Annotated in this window: 11 protein-coding genes and 1 pseudogene; 2 read left to right on the plus strand and 10 right to left on the minus strand. The window is 33.8% G+C overall.

Going from position 1 to position 11,063, the window contains the following annotated elements; genetic code table 11:
* The first annotated feature begins 53 nt into the window (after positions 1-53).
* Complete coding sequence (hflX, locus tag R4Y45_RS00370; protein WP_339968145.1) at positions 54-1,322, plus strand: GTPase HflX; 1,269 nt, start codon at positions 54-56, stop codon at positions 1,320-1,322.
* A 29-nt stretch (positions 1,323-1,351) separates the two neighbouring features.
* Here hflX and R4Y45_RS07440 read toward each other — a convergent pair.
* The 7 genes and pseudogenes from R4Y45_RS07440 to R4Y45_RS00410 form a co-directional block, all read right to left on the minus strand.
* Positions 1,352-2,604 (minus strand): annotated as a pseudogene (locus tag R4Y45_RS07440) (ABC transporter permease).
* The gene (locus tag R4Y45_RS00385; RefSeq protein ID WP_339968151.1) at positions 2,597-3,496 is read right to left on the minus strand and encodes an ABC transporter ATP-binding protein; all 900 of its coding nucleotides are present in this window, start codon (positions 3,494-3,496) and stop codon (positions 2,597-2,599) included. The pseudogene R4Y45_RS07440 and the gene R4Y45_RS00385 overlap by 8 nt, the downstream one beginning before the upstream one ends.
* 95 nt (positions 3,497-3,591) lie before the next feature.
* Positions 3,592-4,245, minus strand: a complete 654-nt coding sequence (locus tag R4Y45_RS00390; protein WP_339968153.1) for an amino acid ABC transporter permease — start codon at positions 4,243-4,245, stop codon at positions 3,592-3,594.
* Between the two features lie 17 nt (positions 4,246-4,262).
* Positions 4,263-4,904: an amino acid ABC transporter permease gene (locus tag R4Y45_RS00395; protein WP_339968156.1), complete on the minus strand. Its 642-nt coding sequence runs from the start codon at positions 4,902-4,904 to the stop codon at positions 4,263-4,265.
* Positions 4,901-5,725: a transporter substrate-binding domain-containing protein gene (locus R4Y45_RS00400; RefSeq protein ID WP_339968158.1), complete on the minus strand. Its 825-nt coding sequence runs from the start codon at positions 5,723-5,725 to the stop codon at positions 4,901-4,903. The genes R4Y45_RS00395 and R4Y45_RS00400 overlap by 4 nt, the downstream gene beginning before the upstream one ends.
* 13 nt (positions 5,726-5,738) lie before the next feature.
* Positions 5,739-6,476: an amino acid ABC transporter ATP-binding protein gene (locus R4Y45_RS00405; RefSeq protein ID WP_339968160.1), complete on the minus strand. Its 738-nt coding sequence runs from the start codon at positions 6,474-6,476 to the stop codon at positions 5,739-5,741.
* 205 nt (positions 6,477-6,681) lie between these two features.
* Positions 6,682-7,389: a C40 family peptidase gene (locus R4Y45_RS00410; protein WP_412747358.1), complete on the minus strand. Its 708-nt coding sequence runs from the start codon at positions 7,387-7,389 to the stop codon at positions 6,682-6,684.
* 196 nt (positions 7,390-7,585) lie between these two features.
* On the opposite strand from R4Y45_RS00410, the gene R4Y45_RS00415 reads away from it, so the two are divergent.
* A complete protein-coding gene (locus R4Y45_RS00415) occupies positions 7,586-7,792 on the plus strand; it encodes a DUF2187 family protein (RefSeq protein WP_339968162.1) in 207 nt (68 codons plus the stop codon).
* Positions 7,793-7,825: 33 nt separating this feature from the next.
* Here the strand turns inward: R4Y45_RS00415 and R4Y45_RS00420 are convergent, their stop codons facing one another.
* The 3 genes from R4Y45_RS00420 to R4Y45_RS00430 form a co-directional block, all read right to left on the minus strand.
* Positions 7,826-8,440 (minus strand): hypothetical protein, encoded by a 615-nt coding sequence (locus R4Y45_RS00420; protein ID WP_412747359.1) that lies wholly within the window; start codon positions 8,438-8,440, stop codon positions 7,826-7,828.
* Between the two features lie 118 nt (positions 8,441-8,558).
* Complete coding sequence (gene brnQ / locus R4Y45_RS00425; RefSeq protein WP_339968165.1) at positions 8,559-9,875, minus strand: branched-chain amino acid transport system II carrier protein; 1,317 nt, start codon at positions 9,873-9,875, stop codon at positions 8,559-8,561.
* A 19-nt stretch (positions 9,876-9,894) separates the two neighbouring features.
* Positions 9,895-10,863, minus strand: coding sequence for a hypothetical protein (locus R4Y45_RS00430; protein ID WP_339968168.1), 969 nt, complete (start codon positions 10,861-10,863; stop codon positions 9,895-9,897).
* Between the last annotated feature and the right edge of the window lie 200 nt (positions 10,864-11,063).

Consider the following 11,063-nt stretch of genomic DNA (forward strand, 5'->3'; position numbering starts at 1 on the left):
GACCCATATTAGTTATGATGAGAATACTAAACTTATATAGATGAGGTGACTTAATGCTCACAACTAACATTGAGAAAACAAAAGTCGTTGTGGCTGGTGTTGATGCTCAAAAATTCAACTTTGACTATGCCATTTCAGAGCTAAAAGAACTCGCTTTTGCCAACAACATGACAGTTAGTGCCACAATAACCCAAAAATTAGATAATCCCGTAGCTGGAACTTATTTTGGTAAAGGTAAATTAGAAGAATTAAAACAATTATGTGAACATAAAGATGTTCAAACGGTTGTTTTGAACGATGAATTAACGCCAACACAAATTCGCAATATCGAAAAGATAACAGAGCTCAAGGTAATTGATCGTACAGAATTAATCTTAGAAATTTTTGCACAACGTGCCAAGACTAAACAAGCAACTTTACAAGTTGGTCTTGCTCGTCTGCAGTATGCACTTCCTCGATTACACCCTTCAGAAAACACACTTGATCAACAACGTGGGGGTTCTGGCTTTGCTAACCGTGGGGCTGGTGAAACTAAACTTGAAATCAATCGTCGAACCATTCAAAAAGAAATCACTAGAATCAAACGTCAACTAGCAGATATTGAACAAACCACTTTTACACAACGTCAAGAACGTCAAAAAAGTGATTTACCAAAAGTTGCTTTGGTTGGGTATACTAATGCGGGTAAATCTTCCACGATGAATGCCCTGATTAAAGCCTTCATCAAAAATCAAGAAGATAAAGCTGTATTCGAAAAAGACATGCTGTTTGCCACGCTTGATACTAGTGTGCGTCAAATTCGTTTGCCACACCACCGTGAATTTATTTTGAGTGATACAGTTGGTTTTGTTAGTCGTTTGCCACATAACTTGGTCGAAGCCTTTAAAGCAACATTACTTGAAGCCAAAGAAGCCGATTTAATTATCCAAGTTGTCGATTATTCTGACCCTAATTACCGTGAAATGATGGCAACGACTGCTGAAGTCTTGAAAGAAATTGGAGCTAATGAAGTCCCAATGATTTTAGCATTCAACAAGGCAGATAAAACAGATACCCCTTATCCTCAAATCAACAGCGATGAAATTATTTATTCAGCAATTGAAAAACCATCAATTTTACAATTTTCTGAATTTATCCAAAAACAAATTTTCAAAGATTATGAAACAGTCGATTTAAAAATACCCGCTTCAGATGGTAAAACTTTAGCTTATTTACAAGGTAAAACCGAAATTATTTCACAAGAAATTGAAGAAGCTGATTTTTATATCAAAGCTGTTATTAATCCAAATGACAAAATTTGGTTAAAAGACTATCTCAAATAAAAAATCTCACCTTAAAAGGTGAGATTTTTTTATTTGACTTGATTTTCACGTCTGATAAATTTAACTGAATTTGCTAAACGTTTCCAGACTGATTGATCACTATACATCAAAACATTTGAAGAATATAATTTTCCTCCAAAGTAAATTACTACCATTAAAAATAGTACAGAAATAGCTAGTGAACCAAATCCTAGTCCAATATTCATAAATCCTAGACCTATTTGTGAAGGTGTAACAAATGAAGACAAGAATGGAATATAAGATAAGATTTGAGAAATGATATTGTCACCCTTTACTGCGAAAAATGCGGCAAAATAGCCAATTAAAATCAAATAAGTTAATGGTGCAACCATTTTAGGACCATCTTCTGGTTTGGATGACATTGAGCCTAAAATCGCAGCTAAGACAATAGTATAAATAATCGCTACCAACATAAATAAAACAATAAACATAAAGAATGGTGTTGCAATGACTTCATTGATAATGAAGCTTCCAATTTCATTATCTTTAAAGTAAGTTAAGCCAATCGCGGCAAGAATCCCATAGAAGCCAACATAAACAGCAACCATCATCAAGACACCAATAATTTTGCCATAGAAATGTTGTTTAGCAGGTGCACTCGAAACAAGCACCTCCATAATTCGGGTTCTTTTTCTGAACCAATTTCTTGAGCCACAATATTAGCAAATGCCAGCACAATGAAGAATAGTAAAAAGACTGCTCCCATAGCAACACCATTATAAACAGATTTTTTCGTTTCAGGATTAGATAACGTTTGTGCGAGCGTTTGCGTATCGTTAACATCTTTAAACTGAACCGTTGCAGGTTGACTCAAAGTGGCTAATTGTTGATCTGAAATACCAGCTTGCTTAGCTGTTAGATAACTTTGAGCTTGTGTCACAATTCCTGATAATTTTTGTTGAATTTCATTATTAGCATTATCCGTCATAATTGTTAAATTATTAACTTGTTCAAAATCCACATAAGCTTGTACTTTTTTATCTTTCAACTCTGTTTTAGCTTCGTCGATGGAGCCAACTGGTTGAAAGTCTTGATTAAACGTTTTTAATGTTTCCTTAGTCTGTTCATTTGTTGAAACAACAGCAATCTTTGTGGATTCGTTGGGTTTTGAGTCCGATTGAGATACTGAACTTGCTGCAAAAAATCCAAAACCAAATGAAAGTGACACCATTAATATCGGTAAAATAATCATAATCCAAAACGAAACCGTTTTGGCATTTTTCATAAACACATTACGGGCAATAATCCATGTCTTATTCATTTGACGCACCTGCTTTCATTCTAAAGATTTCTTCAAGTGTTGGCGGTTGTTGATTAAACATTGGAATATAACCATTTTTAGTTGCTAGATCAAAAATAGTTTTTCCAGCTTTTTCATCTGTTAAAACAACTTCCAACACATCATCTTCATGAACAAATGCATCTTTAACACCTTTAATATCTAAAACATCTTGAGGCGTTAAATCAGATTCTAAAAAGATTCTCGTCCGACCAAATGAACGACGGATTTCAGAAACTTTTCCTTTTAGGACAGTTTCACCACTTCTAAGCATAATTAAATGATCACAAATTTGCTCAACATTATTCATATTATGACTTGAAAAAATAACACAAGCTCCTCGTTTTTTAAGCTCTAAAATCCCGTCTTGTAGAATCCCCGCATTAACCGGGTCTAGTCCACTGAAAGGTTCATCTAAGATAACAAGTTTTGGATCATGCAACAACGTTGCAATCAACTGAACTTTTTGTTGATTACCTTTTGATAACTTTTTCAATTTGTCTTTTTTATTTCCTTTAACTTGAAACTTTTCCATCCAGTAATCAATTTTAGGTTCAATTTCTTTACGTTTTTTGCCCTTTAATTCAGCAAAAAAGATTAATTGATCACGAATCGATAGTTTAGGATATAAGCCTCTTTCCTCAGGTAAATATCCGATAATATTATAGTCGTCAGCACTAATAGCTTGACCATTCCAGAAAATTTGACCTTCATTTGCTTTTAAAAATTGCAAAAGCAGACGGAAAGTGGTCGTTTTTCCGGCCCTATTCTGTCCAATTAACCCCATAATTTGACCTGCTTCAATTTTGAAAGATAGGTCGTGGACAGCTGTCATATCACCAAACTTTTTGGTGACATTATTAAACTCCAACATAGTTGTAACTCTCTTTCCATAGATATTAAAAACACGTCCATCATATCATAGAACGTGTTTTTTAATATCTTTATTAATAATTTATTTAAAAAAGTTTAATTTTTTAAGCGACGATCGATAAATCCTGCAACTAAGGACAAGACATAGTTAACCACAAAGTAGGTTATGGCGACCAAAATAAAAATTGGAATCATATAATTCGTATCTTGGCCATAAATAACCTGTGCTCGTTGCATTAAATCTGGTAATAAAATAATCGTTGCAAGTGACGTATCTTTAACTAATGAAATGAATTGACTCACAATCGGAGCAATCATTTTTTTCAATCCCTGTGGAAAAACAATGTAGCGTAAAGTTTGCAAGTAAGTCATTCCATTTGCACGTGCTGCTTCAGTCTGACCCTTATCCACAGCTTCAAGACCCGAACGGAATATTTCAGCTAACATCGCTGATTCAAAAATTGTAAAAGCGAAAATTGCAGCGGCAAACGTATTAAACCGAATCCCTATTTGTGGTAATCCAAAGTAACTGAAAAAGATAATTAGCAGTAAAGGTAAGTTACGCACAATATCAACTAAAAAACCAACAATTGCTGATACCTTTGGAATTTTACTATAACGAATAATCCCCAGTATGGCACCAAAGATAAAACTTAAAATAATTGAAATTACGGAAACTTGAATTGTAATCCACAATCCTTGCAGTAAGTAATTTAAATTAATCCAAGTATAAGCTCCTGACCAGTTCATTGTCTCACTCCTTCCACCTAGTTAGTTATTTTCTTTTCCAAATGACGCATATAGTAACTTAACGGCATTGTCAAAATTAAATATAAAACACCAACGACCAAGTAAGTTTGATTAGTTTGGAATGTTGATGATGCAATACTATTAGCTTGGTACATCAAATCTGCACCAGCCACGAATGCTAAAATACTTGAATTTTTGACCAAATTGATAAATTGATTACCTAATGGTGGAATCGTAATTTTAAAAGCTTGCGGTAAAATAATATGCCACATAGCTTGTAAATAGCTCATACCATTTGAACGAGCAGCTTCCATTTGGCCTTTACCAATACTTAAAATTCCAGCTCTAACCACCTCAGCAATAAAAGCAGAGGTATAAATCGTTAACCCGATACTTCCGGCCATAAAACCGTTAATTTTAACGATATACATTGGAATAACAATATAGAAGATTAAAACAATCACTAACAATGGAATATTTCTAAAAACTTCAACATAGACTTTTCCAATAATTCTGAGTAATCGATTAGGACTAATTTCAAATAAGGCAAAAATCGTTCCTAAAATCAAACTACCAACTAACGCAATTAAACTAGATAAAACGGTATTCAATAATCCAGTTAATAATTGGGGTAAATGTTCTTGTATAATCGTAATCATTTGACTTGGCTCACCTCAAATCCTGGAATTGATCCAAACCATTTGTTAATCAGTTCATCATAACTACCATCTGATTTGGATACTTTTAATGCTTCATTTAATTTGTTAATTAAATCTTCTTGTCCTTTGTTAGCCGCAATACCATAAGGCTCAGTTGTAAAAGCACCCCCAACAACTTCATAGTCTGGATTGCTTGCAGCTAGCCCGTACAAAATACCATTATCAGACGTTAACGCATCACCTTGACCTGATTTTAATGCTGTAAAAGCTTGGGCTAGGTCACTTAATTCTAAAACCTTAGCTTCAGGTGCCGATTTCTTAATAGTTTGAACTGAACTAGATCCTTGCATTCCTAAAACTGTTTTAGAACTATCTAAATCTTTAACATTTGTAATTGGACTCCCTTTTTTAACCAGTAAAGATTGTCCAGCGTTGAAATAAGGTTCTGTGAAATCTAACTGTTGTTGTCTAGCAGGCGTAATCGTCATTGTTGAAATAAGAGCATCGACGTTACCATTTTTTAACATTGGTACACGACTAGAACTCGTTACCGTTGCAAATTCAACTTTGACATCGTCTCCAAAGGCTTTTTTAGAAAGTAATTGGGCTAAATCACCTTCGAATCCTTCATATTGTCCGTTTGCAACATTAATCAAACTGAATAATTTTTGATCACCTTTAACGCCCCAAGTAATTGTTTTCGTTTTTTCGACTCTTTCAACAACGCTTTGCTGTGCCAAACTTTGTCCACAAGCAGTTATTAGTAATCCTAGGGTTAAGATAACAGCTAAAGCGCCTAATTTTTTGAGTACTTTTGGCATATTTATCACTCTCCTAATGACCGATAACTTTACTTAAGAATTGTTGTGCACGAGGTTCTTTAGGCTTTTTAAAGAATTCTTTTGGATTGTTTGAATCCTCTAAAATTTGACCACTATCCATAAAGACAATTCTGTCGCCAACTTCTCTAGCAAATCCCATTTCATGAGTTACGACAACCATTGTCATATCTTGGCCTGCAACTTCTTTCATAACATTTAACACATCACCAATCATTTCTGGATCAAGTGCACTTGTTGGTTCATCAAATAAAATTGCTTTTGGTTTCATCGCAAGTGAACGTGCAATAGCAATACGTTGTTGTTGTCCACCTGATAGTTGAGAAGGATATTTATTAGCTTGGTCTTTCAAACCCACCATCTCAAGTAATTTCATAGCTGTATTTTCGGCTGTTTTGGCATCTTCTTTTAAAACAATTCTAGGAGCTAATGTGATATTTTCTAGTATTGTTTTATTGGCATATAGATTAAAGTGTTGGAATACCATCCCAACATCTCTTCTTAACTGATTAATATTAACTTTAGGGTTAGATAAGTCATGCCCATCTACAATTAAATGACCTTCATTAATTTCTTCGAGTCCATTCATCGTTCTAAGTAAAGTACTCTTCCCTGATCCAGAAGGTCCAATAATAGAAACAATTTGTCCTTGATTGATATCCAAATTGATATCTTTCAATGCTTTAAATTCTCCGTATGATTTCCCAACATTTTTGAAGCTAATCAATGACATTTTGCTACATCCCTTTCTACTTCTTAATAAAACCAAAAATGAACATTGGCTTAAATTGTAATGCTACTCACATCATTATACTATAAATTACTAATATTTACATAATTTTACATAATCATCCTAATTTACGGCACAAAAAAAGACCGCAACAGCGGTCTTTTTAAAACTTTTCAACATTAAATTTAAATGATAGTTATTCGTAATATTAAAGTACACGCACACCAAATGAAGGCATGAAGTATGATGAAATTGTTGAAGTTTTAACGCCTTCACCTGGTTGAGGAGCATGGATATATTTACCATTTCCGATGTATAATCCCACGTGGTATGAGTTACCTTGGCTTCCCCAGAACACAAGATCTCCAGCTTGTAATTGAGAAACTGAAACTTTACGTCCAGCTGATTCTTGAGCAACTGTGTATCCACCAATTTGACGACCAGTTGCTTGTGCAAATACGTATTGCATTAAACCTGAACAGTCAAATCCAGCAGGTGTTTTTCCACCCCATACATAAGGGATACCACCTTGTGCTTGAGCCATGTTAATAACTGATTGTACTTGACTTGATGCAGCTTGAGAAACAGCACCTGCATCAACAACGTATTGACCTTTAACCCATTGGTTGTTGCCTAAATCGTACCATAGGTTACCTTGGTAATCGTAAGTTTTGTTGGTTACTTTCCATTGTGAACCATGTGGTAATGTTTGGCCTGTTACACTTCCACCTTGGTAACCATTCCAAACGGCTACAGAGTAACCTGAAACATAGTTAATTTGAACAGTTTGGTTAACTTCAGCAGCTTGTACCTGTTGGTTAGCGTTATTGTCCATACTATTTACAGCTGCTACTCCGGCAATTCCAAGAAATGCTGCTGATGTAATTGTTGATAGTCGTTTAGTAAAGTTCTTCAAAAGTGAATCCTCCGATAATTATAGTTTAAATTTAATGTTTGATTTCTTAATTGATGAATTCATTATATCTAATGAATGTTTCAATTATGTTACAGAGATAATCCGATAGTATTACAATTATTAATCATTGAAATTACAACTCAAGTTTATTATCTTATATAATATGTGTTAAAATTCATAAAAAGGATGGATGAATATGGATAAAGAAAAACTAGCCGTTGGCCAAACTGTTAAAGCAAAAGTTGAAGAAGACATGAAAAAACCTTTTTCAGGTACTATTGAAAAAATTTATGAAAATTCTGTTATGTTAACAATTACCGATAATGATAAAGAAGACGATAACAACGTTATGGAACTCAACAAAAAAATTATCGTCAACTTAAAAAATATCAAATTAAAATAAAAAAAAGCTAGCCGATTGGCTAGCTTTTTTATTTTAATAAATAACTTGAACATTAGCGTATAAGATACCTGCTGATGGAATTGCGTAGTTTGGCATTGCCACATCTAATTGACGTGGATTACTGTAAGCAAAACCACCAGTATCATTAACCGTACGATACCAAACAGTACCATCAGATAACGTGATTTTTAGCTTAGTTCCTTTTGGAAATACTGATAAGTTAGCAGCAACACCGCTGTAACCCATATTTGAGCCTAAAACTTTTGGATCGTAAAAACTCAATTTAAAGGTTCCTTGATTTGAAGTTTGTTCAGCAGCTTGAGAAACGGCTGCCGCATTTTGTGTATAACGGCTATTAATCCATTGATTTGCACCTAAATCATACCATAGGTTACCACTAGTATCTGTTGCCGTATTTAGGACTTTCCATGTTGTCCCATGACTTAAATATTGTCCAGTTAGTGACCCTTCAATATAGCCGTTCCAGACAGCAATACCATATCCGGGTACATAATTGATAGCAACATTTTCACCCTTTGTTGCAGCTTGGACTTCATTTGATTGTGTTGGTTTTGCGATAATAACCATTAAAGCTGCAATCAAGCTTATAAAAATTGTTTTAATTGTTTTATTGTTTAAATTTTTCAAGGAAATTCCTCCGAAATAATTGTTTTTTGTTTTTAAATAACAGAAACCATTGTAACGAATGAATGTAACAAACAGGTTACAAAACCCCCTTTAAACAATTACAATTATGTAACAATCGCTAACTTTTCGATTTTTTAAGGTAAATAAACGCAAAGATATAACCTAAAACACTTGGCATTAACCAACCGAATCCCTCTGATCCTAGTGGAATATATTGATTAATTAAGCCAAATGGACTACTTGGAGTTGCCAAAGCCAAAACATTACAAATGATTGGCAATATCGCAAAGGTAATGGCAAATCGATAATACAATGCATGATTGCCAAATTTTTGAGACGCAAACATAATTAATATTAAAATAAAGACAATTGGATAAACAAAGTTCAATAAATAAGTGGAATACATCAAAATAAAGTTCAACCCGCACATTGCAATGATAAAAGAAACAACCGCACTAATCTGATTAAAATAACGAGAATTAACACGCGGATAAATTTCACTCAACCCTTGTTCAAAAGAAGACATTAACCCAATTGCCGTCTTCAAAGTTGCGGAAATAACGATAACCATTAGCAAAATACCGCCGGCATCACCTAAGTAATGCTGCACTACTTTGACTAAAATCTGACTACCGTTAGTCATTGGTAACATGATTCCCGAACTCGTTGCACCCAAATAAACTAAGCCAAAGTAAACGCCAGCAATCAAAACAACTGCCACAAAACTGCTCTTTAAACTTTCGATAGCCAACTGTTTTGAATCTGTAACACCTAGATTTTGATAGGCTTTAACAATAATAAAACCAAAAATAACAGAAACTAGCGCATCTATTGTATTATAACCATCTAAAAAACCTTGAAGTATAGGATTTGTTGCATAAACCATACTAAGTGGTTGAACTGGATTCCCCATTTTAAAAATAAAAACCAAACCAAAAACAATAGCTAATGTCACCAGTAGTAAAGGTGTAAATATTTTACCAATAATCGTTACAATATTATGATTTTCTTGACTCAAGTAATAGACGATTGCAAAGTAAATCGCTGTATAAAGTGCCATCACCACAACATAATAATTTTGTGGTATAAAACTTCCAAGCCCCATTTCAAACGACACACTTGCTAGTCTAGGTAGTAAAATTAAAGGTCCTATAACCAAATAAAGCAATGTGCCAAATAATTTGCCCAGAATTGGCGAGAATTTTGTTAATATCTTTTTAAATTGATAAGTTTGACTAAGACATAGGCTTGCAATTCCCAGCAAGATAAACCCACAATCCGACAAAATAAAGCCAAAGAAGGCTTTTAGATAGTTGGATTGGGCTTGTTGGCCTAAAAAAACAGGGAATATTAGATTCCCTGCTCCAAAAAAAAGACCAAAAGTCATTAAACCAATCAGCAACGTTTGCTTAATTGTTATTTTTTTTGTATTCATTTGTTTACCTCTAAAAATTTTATTGAATAATTGGCAACTTATCACCTGCATAAAAAACAGACGTAATAAAATGACCGTATAATGGCATGACAATTTTAATTTGTTGATCTTTTTCAGTTAAGTCACCGACTTGACTAATTGTTAAAGTTTGACTGAAGTCTGTATGATTTTCAATTTTTTGTGATTGAATTGCCACTTTAAATTGCTGAGTAATGTCATCGTTATTTTGGTTATATACTTTAAAGTCTAGCGCTTCAATCGTTTCACTAGATGTGTTGAACTGATAAGTAAATGGCTTATCTTTTGAAATCTCTGAACGATTAAGGACAACATTTTTATGCTTCGTTAACTGACTATCTTGCAATGCTTTTTTTGAAGCCATCATATACTGGGGATTATCAAACCGATAACTGATGGTTTTTCCTGCATTTTTCTTTAAAAATTCAGAGTCATTGATTAACTGATCCTTATCAAAATTAGTTCCGGTTAGAACACGAACTAATCCTTGATTACGGTAATCCCAGTCTGTGTTGAAGTTAGTCCCATTATAGGTTAACTTTTGACCATCTGAATCTTCAAAGACTAAAGTCGCGTCATCTGAAAATGAATCAATATAAAGTGGTGTTTTAATTTCTAAAATGTGCCCTGCTGAAATATCTGAAGGAATCGTCAACTGACCTGCACTATGTTGGTACAGCATGCCACCTTCTTGTGAAGTATAAGCCATTTGATCAGTATGACTTTTAGATTTATCAAAATATAAATCGGGCTGCAAGGCATCTCTCCCCAATTTAGTTAAATGATACGTTAAATTTTCTCCCGACTTCAAACTGTCAGTCGTTTTTGCTTTTTGGTACATGTCACTAACAACAGCTTTTTTTTGGTTAGCAGCGACATAACGTGCACCTTTGTAAGCACCAAACATTGCTACCAAAACAATCACTAGTAAAGATGCCGCCTTCAAAACTGACACCAAGAATTTTTTCATATATTATAAACTCCCTCAATTTAGCACTCATTTAGAATTATAAAATAGATAGCAAACTAAAGTCTAGCTATTCTCAACTTTTGCTCTCGTTTATTTAGCAGATATTCTTAGCTCACCATAAATCTGTTGACATTTACCAAAATTTTTACTTAAATTTATTATTGTGGCTTAACGTAAAAGTCATTATTTTACAGATGCAA

The sequence above is a fragment of the Holzapfeliella saturejae genome (assembly GCF_037546065.1).
Taxonomy (GTDB): domain Bacteria; phylum Bacillota; class Bacilli; order Lactobacillales; family Lactobacillaceae; genus Holzapfeliella; species Holzapfeliella saturejae.

What these genes read in the sequence shown, in the direction of transcription:
- R4Y45_RS00415 (WP_339968162.1), top strand. Translation starts at nt 7,586, where the DNA reads ATGGATAAAGAAAAACTAGCCGTTGGCCAAACTGTTAAAGCAAAAGTT.
- R4Y45_RS00405 (WP_339968160.1), bottom strand. Translation starts at nt 6,476, where the DNA reads ATGTCATTGATTAGCTTCAAAAATGTTGGGAAATCATACGGAGAATTT.
- hflX (WP_339968145.1), top strand. Translation starts at nt 54, where the DNA reads ATGCTCACAACTAACATTGAGAAAACAAAAGTCGTTGTGGCTGGTGTT.
- R4Y45_RS00430 (WP_339968168.1), bottom strand. Translation starts at nt 10,863, where the DNA reads ATGAAAAAATTCTTGGTGTCAGTTTTGAAGGCGGCATCTTTACTAGTG.
- R4Y45_RS00390 (WP_339968153.1), bottom strand. Translation starts at nt 4,245, where the DNA reads ATGAACTGGTCAGGAGCTTATACTTGGATTAATTTAAATTACTTACTG.
- R4Y45_RS00385 (WP_339968151.1), bottom strand. Translation starts at nt 3,496, where the DNA reads ATGTTGGAGTTTAATAATGTCACCAAAAAGTTTGGTGATATGACAGCT.
- brnQ (WP_339968165.1), bottom strand. Translation starts at nt 9,875, where the DNA reads ATGAATACAAAAAAAATAACAATTAAGCAAACGTTGCTGATTGGTTTA.
- R4Y45_RS00395 (WP_339968156.1), bottom strand. Translation starts at nt 4,904, where the DNA reads ATGATTACGATTATACAAGAACATTTACCCCAATTATTAACTGGATTA.
- R4Y45_RS00400 (WP_339968158.1), bottom strand. Translation starts at nt 5,725, where the DNA reads ATGCCAAAAGTACTCAAAAAATTAGGCGCTTTAGCTGTTATCTTAACC.